Below are 757 nucleotides of genomic sequence, written 5' to 3' on the forward strand. Positions count from 1 at the left end.
GGGTTTTATGATATAGACAGAAGCCTTTGTAGTCAAAATAGAGGAGCTTCGATGTGTCGCCACGACCCTGCGAAAAGCAACGATTGTGCGCCCGCCGGCTCTGACAACAAAGACCTGCGCAATGGTTGCCTTGGCAGGGCAGTGACAAAGTCTACCAGTGAACACCGGCATATTGCCTGGCGTGGCGTTGTAAAATCCAGCCAGTGGTAGGCTGCTTTCTTTCGAGGGGCGGCCGGGGATGTTTGTCGTGGAGAGTGACGCCGCCGTTCGCCGGTTTGTTTTCGTTGAGGGTCACAGCCGCCGCGAGGCCTCTCGGGTCTGCGGTTTAAGCCGTGAGACGGTTTCGAAGATGTGCTGCTTTTCTCTTCCACCGGCTACACGCGCACGAAGCAGACCGACCTTGTAGCTTGGGCCAATGCCAGATGGCTGGGTTTTTGATGATGGATCACCGTCGCATCGGTCGCAATCGAAATTGAGATGGCCTCCCTCCGGCGTTGGTGCGGGGATCAGCAGATGTACGGAAGTCGGTCTTTGATGGGCTGATTATTTGGCTGCTCCCGTCGATGCTTGGCAACGAACGGATTTCGGGCGTCCGCAGGCGAGCATTCGGCTAAGGATGGCGACGCCGATCGCAGCTTCAGTCTGCTGCGCGCGGAATGAACGAGCGCGCAGCCGCGGACCGATGACGCCCTTGTATCGACCCATCGCGATTTCAACCAAAGCTCGTTTGCCATAGCCGGTAGATGCCTGCCATTTC

General features: G+C 57.3%; 2 pseudogenes. One reads left to right on the forward strand and one right to left on the reverse strand.

The features are described 5' to 3' along the window. Positions 1–238: 238 nt before the first annotated feature. Positions 239–397: pseudogene (locus AX760_RS26625) on the forward strand (IS21 family transposase); the annotation flags it as partial. A gap of 146 nt (positions 398–543) precedes the next feature. Here AX760_RS26625 and AX760_RS05495 read toward each other — a convergent pair. After that, a pseudogene (locus AX760_RS05495) lies at positions 544–757 on the reverse strand (IS5/IS1182 family transposase); the annotation flags it as partial.

Source organism: Pararhizobium antarcticum (assembly GCF_001885585.1).
In the GTDB taxonomy this organism is placed as follows: Bacteria; Pseudomonadota; Alphaproteobacteria; order Rhizobiales; family Rhizobiaceae; genus Pararhizobium; species Pararhizobium antarcticum.